The following is an 858-nucleotide window of genomic DNA, read 5'->3' on the forward strand; positions in this document are numbered from 1 at the left end:
ACGCCGCTTATACCGCAGCGATAATCTTAATTTCAACTTTGTATTTCGGGTTCATTAACCCGGCCTGAACGGTACAACGTACCGGCGCGTGACCAGCAACAACCCATGCGTCCCAGGCTTTGTTCATGGCGGCAAAATCATTTTTGTCCGCCAGGAACAGGGTGGCATCAAGAATACGTGACTTGCTGCTGCCCTGTTTTTCCAGCACCGCATCAATTTGCGCCAGCGTATTTGCCGTTTGCTCAAAGGCGTCGGCATCCAGATTTTCCGGTACGCCGGTGTAATACAACGTGTTGTTGTGGATAACCACGTCGGACCAACGCGCTTCGGCATCAATGCGCACAATCGTCATAAATCATTCCTCATTTACGTTTTTTCATAATGGCTTCGGGTTGCGCCAAGACTGCCATAATGTTGTGTCCACGTCACCTCTTCAACTGGCGAAAGAGCCGCTGGCCTGACATAATCCCTGTTCAAATGAACAGGGGGCAGTGTGACGGACGATTTTGCAGCAGACGGTCAGTTGGCTAAAGCGATACCCGGTTTTAAACCGCGTGAACCACAGCGGCAGATGGCCTTCGCCGTCAGTCATGCTATCGAAAAATCACAGCCGCTTGTTGTCGAAGCCGGAACAGGAACGGGTAAAACCTACGCTTATCTTGCCCCTGCGCTGCGTGCCGGAAAGAAAGTAATTGTCTCCACGGGCTCGAAGGCGTTGCAGGATCAGCTATACAGCCGCGATTTACCCACAGTAGCGAAGGCTCTGGAATTCACGGGTAAACTGGCGCTGCTGAAAGGGCGTTCAAACTATCTGTGTCTTGAGCGTCTCGAACAACAGGCGCTGGCGGGCGGTGACCT

At 52.4% G+C, this 858-nt stretch carries 2 protein-coding genes; one reads left to right on the top strand and one right to left on the bottom strand.

The window, feature by feature from the left end; all coding sequences use genetic code 11:
• Positions 1 to 7 precede the first annotated feature (7 nt).
• Positions 8 to 352, bottom strand: coding sequence for a RidA family protein (locus tag FDW87_RS18155; RefSeq protein ID WP_016153387.1), 345 nt, complete (start codon positions 350 to 352; stop codon positions 8 to 10).
• 141 nt (positions 353 to 493) lie between these two features.
• Between FDW87_RS18155 and FDW87_RS22990 the strand changes: the two genes are divergently transcribed.
• Positions 494 to 858: DEAD/DEAH box helicase (locus tag FDW87_RS22990; protein ID WP_349290311.1), on the top strand; the 365-nt coding region annotated here is incomplete at its 3' end.

The organism is Citrobacter sp. wls826, from assembly GCF_005281245.1.
Lineage (GTDB): Bacteria > Pseudomonadota > Gammaproteobacteria > Enterobacterales > Enterobacteriaceae > Citrobacter > Citrobacter braakii.

Coding starts and splice junctions, on each gene's coding strand:
- FDW87_RS18155 (WP_016153387.1), bottom strand. CDS start 352: ATGACGATTGTGCGCATTGATGCCGAAGCGCGTTGGTCCGACGTGGTT.